The sequence below is a fragment of the Methanocalculus sp. genome, assembly GCF_029762515.1.
GTDB lineage: Archaea > Halobacteriota > Methanomicrobia > Methanomicrobiales > Methanocorpusculaceae > Methanocalculus.
In genome coordinates this window covers 1-1,113 of the sequence record NZ_JARVGN010000560.1, presented here as the reverse complement: position 1 = coordinate 1,113, position 1,113 = coordinate 1, and the positions used below count along the sequence as shown (strand labels likewise).

At 48.9% G+C, this 1,113-nt stretch carries 1 protein-coding gene; it reads left to right on the top strand.

Features of this window, described 5'->3' with window-relative positions; translation table 11 throughout:
• A partial coding sequence (locus tag QCH34_RS13155) for a tetratricopeptide repeat protein (RefSeq protein WP_300334783.1) occupies positions 1 to 1,113 on the top strand: 1,113 nt, incomplete at both ends.

Below are 1,113 nucleotides of genomic sequence, written 5' to 3'. Positions count from 1 at the left end.
CAGATGCTGTGCGTCTCTTTGATGATGCCCTTGCAATTGACCCGGGGTACCATGAAGCCTGGATTGGAAAAGGTGAAGCATATCTCCGGATGAAGGACTATCCTGAGGCGATCCTCGCCTATAAGGAAGCCCTCGCAATTCGTGCAGAAGATCCGGAGGTTCGCAAGGCATATGCATCTGCGCTCCTTGCAATCGGGAGAACAGACGATGCGATACGAGTGCTTAATCTGGCATTTCACCCGGGTGCTCTCCCTGATCTGAAAAAAATTGTTCATGAACTGCTCTCAGGAGGAATGTATCCTGAAGCCCTTGATCTTGTCGACAGACTGACAGCTCTTGACACCGGCGATGCCCGGCTCTGGTGTCTGAGGGGTACGATCCTCTGCCGGTTATCCCGATCAGATCAAGGTGAAGAAACCGGGGTAATGCAGCCTGGTTATCCCGATGATACGGGTGTATGGTATCTCCGGGGTGCCATACGGTCTTTTTCAACAGCACTCCAGATACATCCTGATAACTTTATCGCATGGAAGGGGAAAGGGATCGCTTCACTCTCTTTACATGAATTTCATGATGCTGCAGATTCCTTTGAAAAAGCATTGGCAATTCGATCAGGTGACCGGGATACCAGGCGAAGATATGCTTTTGCTCTTCTCGGGCTTGGAAAAACTGACCGGGCCATTGGTATCCTGAATCAGTCCAGCCATATCGATGATCTCCCTGATCTTATCTCGATGGGTGAATATCTCCTCTCAGAGAAACAGTATGAAAATGCAATAAAACTCTTTGGCCGGGTACTTGTCATCGATCCCTCTTCTGGAAAAGCCTGGTTTTTACAGGGCGTCTGCTTCTATCGGCTCTCCCGTTTTGACGAGGCTCTTCAATCATTTGACGAGGCACTCAGACTTGCAAAGGATGATGAATCCGATTCAGCGTTCAGTGTTTCTGAGATCTGGTGCATGAAAGGTGCCATCCAGTGCCGCCTCTCCCAATTTGATGATGCAGTCATCTCATATGAGAAAGCAATAACCCTGAATCAAAAGGATCCTGTTGCCTGGTTTCTCCGTGGGATAGCACTTGATAAACTCTGGCGATATGATGATGCGATCGAGA